Source organism: Gracilimonas sp. B-17 (assembly GCF_056857935.1).
In genome coordinates this window covers 430,732-442,747 of sequence record NZ_JBSXOA010000012.1, presented here as the reverse complement: position 1 = coordinate 442,747, position 12,016 = coordinate 430,732, and the positions used below count along the sequence as shown (strand labels likewise).

At 41.7% G+C, this 12,016-nt stretch carries 8 protein-coding genes; 5 read left to right on the top strand and 3 right to left on the bottom strand.

What is annotated here, in order from left to right; all coding sequences use genetic code 11:
• Positions 1–88 precede the first annotated feature (88 nt).
• On the top strand, positions 89–1,132 hold the full coding sequence (gene mtnA / locus AC13FX_RS10500) for an S-methyl-5-thioribose-1-phosphate isomerase (RefSeq protein WP_482880539.1): 1,044 nt from the start codon (positions 89–91) through the stop codon (positions 1,130–1,132).
• Between the two features lie 10 nt (positions 1,133–1,142).
• Here the strand turns inward: mtnA and AC13FX_RS10495 are convergent, their stop codons facing one another.
• From AC13FX_RS10495 to ytxJ, 3 genes are all read right to left on the bottom strand, one after another.
• Positions 1,143–1,385 carry a hypothetical protein gene (locus AC13FX_RS10495; RefSeq protein ID WP_482880538.1) on the bottom strand — a complete coding sequence of 81 codons (243 nt, stop codon included), beginning with the start codon at positions 1,383–1,385 and terminating at the stop codon, positions 1,143–1,145.
• A 4-nt stretch (positions 1,386–1,389) separates the two neighbouring features.
• Entirely contained in the window at positions 1,390–3,009 is a 1,620-nt protein-coding gene (locus AC13FX_RS10490; protein WP_482880536.1) for a sensor histidine kinase, read from the bottom strand.
• A 145-nt stretch (positions 3,010–3,154) separates the two neighbouring features.
• Positions 3,155–3,556, bottom strand: a complete 402-nt coding sequence (gene ytxJ / locus AC13FX_RS10485) for a bacillithiol system redox-active protein YtxJ (RefSeq protein ID WP_482880535.1) — start codon at positions 3,554–3,556, stop codon at positions 3,155–3,157.
• A 151-nt stretch (positions 3,557–3,707) separates the two neighbouring features.
• On the opposite strand from ytxJ, the gene AC13FX_RS10480 reads away from it, so the two are divergent.
• From AC13FX_RS10480 to AC13FX_RS10465, 4 genes are all read left to right on the top strand, one after another.
• On the top strand, positions 3,708–4,412 hold the full coding sequence (locus AC13FX_RS10480; RefSeq protein WP_482880534.1) for a metal-dependent hydrolase: 705 nt from the start codon (positions 3,708–3,710) through the stop codon (positions 4,410–4,412).
• A 192-nt stretch (positions 4,413–4,604) separates the two neighbouring features.
• Positions 4,605–5,660 (top strand): efflux RND transporter periplasmic adaptor subunit, encoded by a 1,056-nt coding sequence (locus AC13FX_RS10475; protein WP_482880532.1) that lies wholly within the window; start codon positions 4,605–4,607, stop codon positions 5,658–5,660.
• Positions 5,661–5,672: 12 nt separating this feature from the next.
• Positions 5,673–8,963, top strand: a complete 3,291-nt coding sequence (locus AC13FX_RS10470; protein WP_482880531.1) for an efflux RND transporter permease subunit — start codon at positions 5,673–5,675, stop codon at positions 8,961–8,963.
• Positions 8,964–8,972: 9 nt separating this feature from the next.
• On the top strand, positions 8,973–11,996 hold the full coding sequence (locus AC13FX_RS10465) for an efflux RND transporter permease subunit (RefSeq protein ID WP_482880530.1): 3,024 nt from the start codon (positions 8,973–8,975) through the stop codon (positions 11,994–11,996).
• Positions 11,997–12,016: the final 20 nt, after the last annotated feature.

The following is a 12,016-nucleotide window of genomic DNA, read 5'->3' as shown; positions in this document are numbered from 1 at the left end:
CTGTATCAACATGAAATTAAACTTGTTAAGGGTGCTGAAGTTGGCTTTCTTAACAGGAGTTTAACAAAAAAATACCCAACACTATTTCATGAAACCTGCATACGAATCTATTTCCTGGCAAGAAGATCATCTTGTAATACTGGATCAAACTCAGCTTCCATTACGTGAGATCTATTCAGATGTGAATACTATAGGTCAGGTTTGGGAAGCCATAAAAAAGTTAAAGATCCGCGGAGCGCCTGCCATCGGGATCGCAGCAGCATATGGTTTGTATTTAGGAGTTAGAGATCTTGATTCCAGAAATTTCAATAGTTTCAGTGTTGAACTGGACCGATGGATCGAATATCTGGAATCCTCCCGTCCAACAGCTGTTAATCTGACCTGGGCAATGGACCGGATCAAACAAACTATCTTTGCAAATAAGGATGAGGATCTTGATAGGATAAAAGAAATCATTCTGGAGACGGCCAAAACCATTCACGCTGAGGATAAACGAACCTGTAAAAAAATTGGTGAAAATGGGGCAAATCTAGTGAAAAAAGGAACCCGTATCTTAACACACTGCAATACGGGAGCATTAGCTACAGGAGCTTATGGGACCGCCTTTTCCGTAATATTACATGCACATGAGGCTGATAAAGAGATTCAGGTTTGGGTTGATGAAACCCGCCCACTGTTACAAGGTGCAAGGCTAACTTCCTGGGAGCTTAAAAAAACCGAGATCCCCTTCAAGCTGATCACGGACTCAGCTGCGGGAGCTTTAATGAATACGGGACAGGTTGATATGGTTATGGTCGGTGCAGACAGAGTTGCGACCAATGGAGACACAGCAAATAAAATAGGGACCTACTCCCTGGCTGTATTAGCAAAAGAAAACAACATACCCTTTTATGTTGCCTTACCGCTATCAACTTTTGACCTTGATACAGCATCCGGTGATGAGATCCAAATTGAAGAACGGGAAGAGGAAGAAGTCACCCAATTTGGAAACACTCCCATAACACCCAAAAAAACGAATGCCTATAATCCGGCTTTTGATATTACTCCCAATAAATATATAACCGGTTTTATAACGGAGCAGGGTATAATAGAACCTGATTTTGAAAAAAATATCAAGGCGTTTTTCGACTAGTTATATCTGTCTAACTTTTGATCTCATTTTCAGTTGGCACTAAATCTGAATCCTTTGCTTTTATGTTTAAATCTGAATCAAAAGCAATCGTTTCCTTACCCCGGTGAATATTTGCAGTTACTCCGGCTGAATTCCCAATAATGATACCTACCCCAGTACAAAGATAAAGATTGATCCCGGTCAACCAGCTAATTCCGTATCCTATTGCTGCTCCGATGAGTGTAGATAAAAGCCAGATCAGTAAGCTTTTCATATAACTAATTTTCAATCGGGATCTTTAAAATAAAGGTAGTAATATTGGTTGAAAAGTAATCCAGTTCAGCATTCAATTGTTTACTGAACGCACGGATAATTCTCATACCAATACCACTGGATGCTTTATTTTCAAAGTTTGAAGGCAAACCGGCTCCATTATTGGATACTTTGAGTGTGATCTCTTCCTTATCACTGCTGATCTCTATTACAACACTGCCCTTTTCACCGGATTTAAAACCATGATTACAGGCATTCATCACCAATTCATTTGTGATCAGTGAGAATGGTATCGCACGATCCATATCAAGTGTTATACCCTCCTGAGCATTGACTGTGAACTGAATATCCTTTTTGTCTTTCCTCAATGACTGTTCAATTCGATTACTCAATTTGATCGCGTAGTTCTTAAGGTCTACCTGACTGGCACTCTTGGTTTGAGACATCGACTCATGAACAATAGTCAGAGACCGTATAAGAGAATGTGAATCTTTGAGGATCTGCTCGTTAGTTTTGTAGGTATCACTCTTAAGCTGAAGTTCCAGCACCGCCAAAACCATGGTCAGGTTGGTCCTGACCCGGTTATGAATTTCATTTAACAGTTGATCCCTTTCATCGAGAGCGGCATTAAGTTTCACTTCATTCTCACGGAGTTCCTGAGTTTGAGCATCAACTTCCGACTGTAAATTCTTATTCCAGCTGCCCACCAGATATATACTTCCGATCCCGATAAAAAACACAAGTGAGATCGATATCCACGTAACGATCTCAAATGATTCGTTAACGCTGATAACACTTGAATAGATATCAGAGCTGACAGGGATTCCTGAGTTAGCTATTTCATTCTCTATCGATTGAGATCCAAGCAGTTTCGCGGAAATGATAAACATTGCCAGCACCAGAACGATCGTAGTAATTGTAGAATAGATCCAGGTCAGAGACACTTCTGACTTATCTGGAACATTAAATTTCTTTTGCCTGAATCGGTATACAGCCGGTGTAAACAGATAAAGTAGAGGCGCACCTATAACAACCGATTGCAGGAAGAGGCTTACCCACCAGCTTTTCCAAATAATAAGGGTTTCAAACAGTGGAAGATTGTAAAACCGGCTCCAAACAAAAGCTCCTAATGAACAAGCAAGGGCCGCAAATAATGAAACTACGATGTAAAAAGTAAAACTCTTTAGATCCCTGAGGCTTAGATCGAAGGATACGCAGTAGTATGAAAGTGCAAAAATGGAAAGACCGAGCGTAAAGGAAAATGAATACAAAAGAGACCAATACCAAGTCATGGAAGCAGTAAAAGCAAGAACAAAGGTGGATACAAATACAGGAATGAAACCCCATTCAAATCCAACCCAAAACATTAACAACATGCCAATTAGCATAGGTATTTGGATCAAAAAAACCTGTCCAATCTTATCCTGATTCAGGATATCTGAAAAGCCAAAATAATTTTCAACAACAAATACTGAAGAGATACTGACAGCGATCAATGCGATCCATAATCCCAATAACCCCAGAAACTTTAAGCTGGTTATCCCCTGTTCTCCCAGGATATAATCCATGGTAAGCGGTTGATAAACATTACTGGCGGTTACCCCATTTTGATCATTACCCTCCATCGGCACTCCAAATTAATAAGCGTTAACTACATCATACATAAGCATTTATTATGCTCTTGTCTTAACAAAATAAAAATATACAATTCTCAAAGGTCAAACACATATTTATTGAAGTTTCTTATGATTTTTATTTATAAGAATTTATTTATGCCTGATCGATAACTTTAAATATAACCTCTGTTCTAACCTCACCATGAGCCCCGTTCCACAACACTTGACCATCTTTAACTAAAATGACCTGAGGTGATTCATGTTTAACTTTATAGTGCTGCGAAATGTGTCTGGAAATTGCCCTTTGGCTTATAACATCCACTATATATATGTCAATAAATTCCAGACTTTCTTTAGGCATACTCTGTAGATTTTTTAATGCAAAATAGCTGGTGGCGCAACGGGTACTGTGTTTATATATCAGTTGAATTTTGTTGTGTGATGCCTCATCAAGGTCATGTAATTTTGAAGATTCTTTTACATCCCCCCATTTCAGGTACCCGGCATCATCCATGTTATGGCTGAAGATCCTTTTTATGTTGTCAATGATACTCATCCTTGAATTGTCCCTTTTATTTTTTCCATGTAGTACTGATTGGATATCAAACTAACTTCATTTTTTATTTTCAACTTTACGAATCATTTTAGCATGATTTTCATTTAATTATATGAATGAAGTCAACAAACAAATTAAAAATAAGGAGTTTATGAATACTCAGATTAAAGCTCACTGGTTTGGTCACTCAGCATTTAAACTGGAAAGCCAAAGTGGTAAGATCATATATATCGATCCATTTCTCAAAGATAACCCATCCACACCTGAAGAGTTTAAGAAGGTTGATAAAGCAGATTATATTTTGCTGACTCATGGGCACGAGGATCATGTTGGTGATACCGTGGAGATCGCAAAAAATACCGGGGCTAAAGTAGTTGGAATTGTTGAACTCATGGGAATTCTACAGGAAGAGGGATTATCTGAAGACCAGGCTGTGGGATTCAATAAAGGTGGAACAGTTCATTTCGATGACTTTTCAGTAACTCTTGTTTCAGCCAATCACAGTTCTTCTTATAAAGGGAAATATGCCGGTGACCCTGGTGGATTAGTGATCTCATTTGAAAATGATATCTGTGTTTATCATATGGGGGATACTAATATATTTTCCGATCTTGAACTTTATGGTGAATTATACAGGCCACATGTTGTGCTTGCTCCGACCGGAGATCATTTTACGATGGGTCCTGAAGAAGCCGCTTACGCTGTGGAGCTCATAGGATGTGAAATTGCCGTTCCAATGCATTATGGCACATGGCCACCGATCGATAGTGATCCTGATCAGTTTAAGGAGATCCTTGAGGGCATTACAGATACGGAAGTACTTATTCCAGAGATAGGAGCCAATTTTTTAGACTAACTTCCAAATACTACTAAACTGCATAAGCCACAGGGATTCTACCTGTGGCTTTTTTATTTCACTCAAGATCCTAATCTTGGTGAACCAACACTGAGTATTTCACATGTAGCATCTTTGTCATCGTAACAAACAGACCAATCTACCGTAACGAGCTACATCGGACATAATTTCAAAACGATTCAAAGTACTCAGATGAAAAAACCAAGCAACCTTTCCCTGCTATTCCTATTAATCATAACGCTCGTATTAACAATAGCTTGTGATAGTGGAAGCGAAAGTGATCAAAATGACAATGAAGAAAAACTTGTAATACCGGTAAAAGTCAGTAATGTGAGTAGAGGTAACATATCAGCTTACTACGCCAATACTGCCACCCTTGAAGCTGAACAAGAAGCTACGGTGGTAGCCAAAGTTCGTGGAATTATTCAGGAAATATATGTTGAGGAAGGTGATGAGGTTAAAGCGGGACAGGTCATCGCTAAAATTGAGGACGATCAGTATCGTATCGAAGTGGCCCGGGCCAAAGCAACCTTAGACCGGCTTAAAAATGACTTTGACCGAAATAAAGAACTATACGAAAAGAACCTGATTGCTGCAGAAGCCTATCAAAACTCGCAATTCGAATATGAGTCTCAAAAAGCAGCTTATGAACTTGCTCGACTAAACCTTGAACATACATCCATTAAATCTCCGATTGGCGGTGTTATCTCTGAGAGATATGTGAAAGTTGGAAATATGATCGGCACTGATCAGCAGGTGTATCGCGTTACCGATTTTAGTCCACTGCAGGCAGTCTTACATATTCCCGAGCATGAGATGGCCAAGATCAAAAAAGATCAGCGCGCTGAACTTAAAGTAGATGCGCTTCCCAATCAGACCTTTACCGGGCATGTAGAACGGATCAGCCCAGTTGTAGATTCCGAAACCGGAACTTTTAAGGTGACCGTGTATGTAAAAGAAACCAAAAGTATGCTTCGCCCAGGTATGTTTGGCCGTGTCAAAATCGTTTATGATACCCGCGAAAATACTCGAATGATTCCTAAATCAGCCGTTATCTCTGAAGATCTTGCGCAGAGTGTCTATGTAATCAAAGATTCACTGGCCTTTAAAAAAGCCATTAAAACCGGGTACACAAACGGGGTTAATATAGAAGTGGTCGAAGGTTTGGAAGACGGCGAAATTGTGGTCACTATTGGACAAGGCAGTCTTCAGGATAGCACCAAAGTAAACGTTATCTCCAACCTGTAAACAGGCAATCCTATGAAAATAATTGACCTTTCTATACGCCGGAAAGTTACCATTTCCATGTTTACAGTTGGGATTCTTTTGTTCGGAATGGTTTCCCTTTCACGGCTAAATGTAAACCTGCTCCCCGAGCTCAGCTATCCAACGCTAACCATCCGAACCGAATTTGAAGGGGCAGCTCCTGTTGAAGTTGAGAACCTGATCACCAAACCTGTTGAAGAAGCGGTTGGAGTGGTTAAAGGCGTACAACAAGTGCGTTCAATTTCCCGCGCCGGGCAATCCGATGTAGTACTGGAATTTGCATGGGGAACCGATATGAACATTGCGAACCTGGACGTTATGGCTAAACTGGATGCAGTTCAGCTTCCATTAGATGCTGAAAAACCGGTTACACTACGCTTTGATCCCACCTTGGATCCTATCATGCGTTACGCCCTCTATTACAATGAAGAAATTAATGATCAAGCTTCAGATGATGAAGCAAATGTGGATTATGCCACCTATCAGGACCTGGAAAGTCCGGATGCTATATCCCCGCTTAAAGGTCTGCGCGTATTAGCGGATGAACAGCTGAAGAAAAATTTAGAATCATCACTCGGAGTGGCTTCTGTAAAAATTAGCGGTGGGCTTGAAGAAGAGATACAGGTAAACATTGATCAGCAGCGACTCGCCTATTTGAACATCCCAATTGAAAACGTAACACAGATTCTGAGTGCGGAGAATGTGAACCTTTCCGGGGGACGTCTTGAAGAAGGAACCCAACAGTATCTGGTCCGTACGCTGAATGAATTTAAATCTGTTGAGCAAATTCGCAATGTGGTTGTTGCCCGTAATCAGGATAATACCATTTACCTCAAAGATGTGGCTGATGTCACACAGGCATACAAAGAGCGAGAGGCGATCACCCGATTGAATGGAGCTGAAGCAGTAGAAATTGCTATTTACAAAGAAGGTGATGCCAATACCGTTGCTGTGGCCGAGGCCGTCAGCAGCCGCTTGTCGAGCATCCGGGATGCTCTACCTTCAAATATGAAACTTGAAAAAGTTTATGATCAATCTGTGTTCATTTCATCTGCAGTAAATGAAGTGAAAAATGCCGGGATCATTGGCGGAATCCTGGCAGTTCTTGTGCTTTATTTATTCCTGAGAAATTTCTGGACCACCGTCATTATCTCTGTTTCTATTCCGGTGTCTATTATTGCCACATTCAACCTAATGTATGGAAATGATATTTCCCTTAATATAATGTCGTTAGGTGGCATAGCTCTTGGTATCGGAATGCTTGTAGATAACTCCATCGTGGTATTGGAGAATATTGCACGGCACCGGGAGATGGGGAAAGGGATCGTGGAATCAGCTCGCGAAGGTGCCAGTGAAGTAGGAATGGCCGTAATTGCCTCCACCCTCACTACAATCGCCGTATTCTTTCCACTAGTATTTGTTCAGGGCATTGCCGGACAACTTTTCCGTGATCAGGCATTGACAGTGACATTCTCGCTATTGGCTTCACTGATTGTTGCCATAACGTTGATCCCTATGCTTTCATCTATCGGAGGAAAGAGAACCGAAACTCAGACTTTGGATCTAAAAGAACCTAAAACCAAGGCTGGGCGTGGACTTCGAACTATACGAATGTTTTTGTTCTATACGGCACCTACCGCTTTCATCAGGGGTATAAAATTCATTTTTCGCTGGATCAGTGAAATCACAAAGGCTCTGTTTTCACCTTTTGTGTGGATATTTGATAAATCCTATCAGGCTACGGAGAAAGTATATGCTAGCTTCCTGCGCTGGTCTTTAGATCATAAATTTATAGTGCTTTTTGTTGCTTTTTTGTCTTTTATCGGGTCACTCGCTCTGGTTCCACAGATCGGTATTGAACTTATTCCTCAGCTTTCACAAGGTGAATTTGCTGTGGAATTCAAATTGCCTCCCGGAACTCCTATTGAAGAAACAGATAAAGCACTGCGTTCGGTTCAAAACAGTTCCAAGAATCTGGATAATGTAAGAACCACCTTTGCTGTAGCTGGAACCGGTAACCAAATGGATGCTAACCCTGAACAAGGTGGTGAAAACTGGGGTGAACTCAGTGTTACCCTTGCTTCCGGTTCGTCATCAATGGATGAAGAAATGGCTATGGATCAGATGCGCTCCTCACTTCAACAAATTCCCGGTTTACAGTATAAATTTTCCCGGCCTTCCCTTTTCTCTTTTAAAACTCCAATTGAGATCGAAATTTCCGGATTTGACCTGGATAAGCTTAAACTGGCAGGTGATGCCATTGCCCGTAATCTTTCGTCAAACGACAGGTTTGCTGATGTGAAAAGCACAATGGAAACCGGAAGTCCTGAAATCCAGATATTATTTGATCGAGACAAGGCTGCTGCCCTTGGTCTTCAGGTGCACGAAGTAGCTGACCGTATTGTAAGTAACGTCCGGGGCGATGTAGCTACCCGCTATTCCTGGAGAGATCGCAAAATTGATGTACTAGTTCGTGCTCGCGAGGCCGACCGCACATCCATCGATGAAATTCAGAGACTCATTGTTAATCCGGAAAGCGATCGACCTATCCCCCTTAGTGCGATTGCCAATATACAGATCACCAATGGACCCGGTGAAATCCGTCGAGTTTCTCAGCAACGTGTAGCTATTGTATCTGCAAACCTGAATTATGGGGATCTAGGTGAAGCAGCCGAAGAAGTGGAACAGGCTCTTTCTGAAACCACTTTACCGGCCGGAATCCTTGCCGAAATAGGCGGACAGAATGAAGAAATGGCTGATTCCTTTCAGTCGCTTATTTTTGCACTTTCATTGGCCATATTCCTTGTGTACCTGGTTATGGCTTCTCAATTTGAGTCGCTACTTCACCCTTTCATCATTCTATTTACCATACCGCTGGCATTGGTTGGCGCTATATTGGGGCTGTATGTTACTGGCACCACCATAAGTGTAGTTGTATTTATTGGGCTGATACTACTAGCCGGTATTGTAGTGAATAACGCGATAGTACTTATCGACCTTATCAACCAGATGCGCATGAAAGGTGTTGAGAAATTGGAAGCCATCAAAGAAGGAGGTAAATCTCGTTTACGTCCTATTCTGATGACAACTATGACCACCACCCTAGGCTTGCTTCCCCTGGCAATTGGCTTTGGTGACGGTGCTGAGCTGCGAGCCCCAATGGGGATCACTGTAATAGGCGGTCTGTTGTTTTCTACTTTGCTCACCCTTGTGGTTATTCCGGTAATGTACGATATCCTTGATCGTAAGGATTATACTCCTCAACCTGAAACCGAAACGGCCTAACAAACTGCCATGCATATTACCGATCTATCCTTACGACGCCCGGTAACCACACTCATGGTTTTTGTGAGTCTTTTGGTTGTTGGTTTGATCGCCACCCGACTGGTGCCTCTTGAATTCATGCCAAACATCACCTTTCCCGGGGCTTTTGTTCAACTTCCCTACCCTAATTCTACACCAGCAGAAGTTAATGAAAATATCGCCCGGCCTATTGAAGAAGTGTTAGCAACTATTAGCGGGGTCGAGCAAATTAATTCTAATTCAGGAGAAGATAATGCCGGTGTTATTGTCACCTTTAAACAGGGTAACGACATTGACCTTAAAGCTATCGAGATCAAAGAAAAAATTGAAAGCATAAGAAATCAACTTCCCGACGATTTCGAATACTATCAAATAAACAAATTTCAGGACGGAGATGCGCCAACCCTTCAGTTACGAATTTCCAGTAATAGGGATCTTTCTAATGCCTATGAGTTACTGAATCGTAACCTGAAACAGCGTATCGAGCGTATTCCAGGGGTTGGTCAGGTTACGCTGTATGGGGTAGAAAAAAAGGAAATCCGTATCGAACTTGACCCGGACAGACTTACCCAATACAACATCAACCTAAATAGACTGAGCAGTACTCTAAGTCAGGCAAATTTTTCGATCTCAGCAGGTAAAATCACTGATTCAGGACTTCGGTATATGGTCCGTCCGGTTGGTAATCTTAACGGCGTAGAGGATATCGAAAACCTGATCATTGCTGATAATAACATCCGGGTGAAAGATATTGCTACGGTCAAGTATACATCACCGGATCGAAATTATGCCCGGCATCTGGATCGAAAATATGCAATCGGACTTGATATCACCAAGGAATCTACAGCCAATACCGTAGAGGTGGTTGATGAGGTTTTAGCTGAAATTGACAAGGTGAATGAACTTCCTGAAATGCAAGGAATAGAGATTTACGAGATGTTTAATCAGGCGGATGGAATCCTGAGTTCTCTTAGGGAGCTATTTAATTCCGGCATGATCGGTGCGTTCCTCTCAGTATTCGTGCTCTACATTTTCCTCAGGCAAATAAGTACTACTCTTATTGTTGCAACGGCAGTACCTTTTTCACTTATCGTAACGCTTGGGTTTTTCTACTTTCTCGATATATCACTGAATATCCTGTCTATGATGGGATTGATGCTCGCCATAGGTATGCTGGTGGATAACGCCGTAGTAGTAACGGAGAACATACACCGATATCAGCGTAAAGGAAATAATGCCCGAAAATCAGCTATTTTTGGAGCCAAGGAGGTTTCAATAGCTGTTACAGCCGGTACGCTAACTTCCATAATTGTTTTTCTTCCGAATGTGGTGAATGAAAGTTTTATATCACAACACATGTATTACATCGGAATGGCTATTATCATCGCATTAGTTGCTTCTTTAATTATTTCCCTGACGGTAATTCCCCTTCTCGCCTCAAAAATTCATCCACCAGAAAAATCAAAAAAGAAAACTATCATTGATAAGCTTTCCGTAAGATACTCCGCCTTACTTGGATGGTTATTGGAACGGCGTAAGATCTCTGTTCTCTTCATAGTTTTGTTGTTTTTGAGCGGCGGTATTCCGATGGCATTTATGAATGTGGATATGTTTCCACGGGTTGAAGAAAGGCAGCTCAACCTTCAGTACAACCTCAACGCCAGTTATACCCTACAGCGTGTAAAAGAATCGGTAGATCGTATAGAAGACTACCTCTATGAGAACCAGGACAACTTTGAGATAGAGTCAGTTTATACATACTACCAACCGGAGTATGCTCAATCTACCATCAACCTGGTTGCTGACGAAGAAGCAGGGAAATCAGTTACACAGATAAAAGAAGAGATCCAAAAAGAGCTGCCTAAAATTGCTATCGGTCAGCCTGCCTTTGAATACATCAGCCGTAATAATGCCGAACAAGTTAGGGTTTTTGTTCAGGGAGAATCGATGGAGGTTCTTGAAGACTTGGCCGAACAGGTTGAATGGCGGCTTGGTCAGATCGAAGGCTTTGCAGATGTAAGATCTGAAGCGGAAGCCGGAAGTGATGAGATCCGCCTCACCGTTAATCATGGTCGTGCACGGAATTTTGGGCTCACTTCATCTGCTGTTGCCAATATGGTTTCCGGAGCTATGCGCGGACAAACAATACAGCGTATTCGTGGTGAGGAAAGCGAGATCGATGTGGTTCTGGCTTTTCAGGATGTAAACCGGCAAACCATCGATGACCTCAAAAATCTACCTATAAGTATTGGTGAAAATCAATCCGTTAAACTTGCTTCCCTTGCAGATTTTGAAGAGAGTGCCGGAGCCGGACGTATTTTTCGTGAAAACCGCCGCACCTCACTGGGTATTGCCATAAACCTAGAAGATATTACTTCAGACGAAGCTCGTGAAAAAATATCTCAGGTAATGGATCAGATTGTCTACCCTGCAGGATACGGATGGAGCTATGGAAGAAGCTTTGGAAATGATATCGACGCCATGAACACTATGTTATTTAATATTGGCATTGCCTTTTTCCTGATTTACCTGATCATGGCATCACTTTTTGAATCCCTTATTTATCCTACCAGTGTCATATCATGCATCTTTTATGGGGTAATCGGGATCTTTTGGTTTTTCTTTATTACCGGAACCACTTTTGATCTCATGGCCTTTATTGGAATACTGATCCTTATGGGAATTGTTGTCAATAACGGGATCGTTCTCATCGATCACATAAATCACTTGCGCAGTGAAGGATTATCTAGAAAGGAAGCCGTCATTCAGGGAGGGCGAGACCGCATGCGGCCTATTCTAATGACTGCAGCAACCACCGTACTGGGTCTGGTTCCCCTTTGCTTTGGAACCACCCAAATAGGTGGGGAAGGACCGCCCTATTTTCCAATGGCAAGAGCTATTGTTGGTGGATTAACCTTCTCAACAATAGTGACTTTGTTAGTTCTTCCATCTATATATGTGATTTTGGATGATATTAAGATCTGGTCAAACCGGATTTTATATGCTGCTACTTAATCACCGACACATGTATGCTA

What these genes read in the sequence shown, in the direction of transcription:
- mtnA (WP_482880539.1), top strand. Translation starts at nt 89, where the DNA reads ATGAAACCTGCATACGAATCTATTTCCTGGCAAGAAGATCATCTTGTA.
- AC13FX_RS10495 (WP_482880538.1), bottom strand. Translation starts at nt 1,385, where the DNA reads ATGAAAAGCTTACTGATCTGGCTTTTATCTACACTCATCGGAGCAGCA.
- AC13FX_RS10490 (WP_482880536.1), bottom strand. Translation starts at nt 3,009, where the DNA reads ATGGAGGGTAATGATCAAAATGGGGTAACCGCCAGTAATGTTTATCAA.
- ytxJ (WP_482880535.1), bottom strand. Translation starts at nt 3,556, where the DNA reads ATGAGTATCATTGACAACATAAAAAGGATCTTCAGCCATAACATGGAT.
- AC13FX_RS10480 (WP_482880534.1), top strand. Translation starts at nt 3,708, where the DNA reads ATGAATACTCAGATTAAAGCTCACTGGTTTGGTCACTCAGCATTTAAA.
- AC13FX_RS10475 (WP_482880532.1), top strand. Translation starts at nt 4,605, where the DNA reads ATGAAAAAACCAAGCAACCTTTCCCTGCTATTCCTATTAATCATAACG.
- AC13FX_RS10470 (WP_482880531.1), top strand. Translation starts at nt 5,673, where the DNA reads ATGAAAATAATTGACCTTTCTATACGCCGGAAAGTTACCATTTCCATG.
- AC13FX_RS10465 (WP_482880530.1), top strand. Translation starts at nt 8,973, where the DNA reads ATGCATATTACCGATCTATCCTTACGACGCCCGGTAACCACACTCATG.